This is a genomic window from Paraburkholderia sp. JHI2823 (assembly GCF_038900695.1).
Lineage (GTDB): Bacteria > Pseudomonadota > Gammaproteobacteria > Burkholderiales > Burkholderiaceae > Paraburkholderia > Paraburkholderia mimosarum.
Genome location: NZ_JAYMRY010000461.1, coordinates 1 through 226, shown reverse-complemented (window position 1 = coordinate 226; position 226 = coordinate 1). Strand labels below are relative to the sequence as shown.

Here is a 226-nt window from a genome sequence, read left to right as displayed (position 1 = left end):
CGCCAATGCGAAGGGCTCTGCTTCGTGCAGAACGCTGTGCATTGAGGATTGGTGGAGGATGACGGGATCGAACCGACGACCCCCTGCTTGCAAAGCAGGTGCTCTCCCAGCTGAGCTAATCCCCCAGCTCATAAACCATTCAGACCCAGGCGTTTGCGCTTCCGGGCTCTGCCCTGCGGGCAGAGTGGGATGCTCGTAAGTGCTGAAGCACTAACGATCATCGCAA

The 226-nt window shown here is 58.4% G+C and carries 1 tRNA gene; it reads right to left on the bottom strand.

Annotated features, from left to right (window positions below):
• Positions 1-49 precede the first annotated feature (49 nt).
• Positions 50-125: transfer RNA gene (locus VSR34_RS39405), tRNA-Ala, on the bottom strand.
• Positions 126-226: the final 101 nt, after the last annotated feature.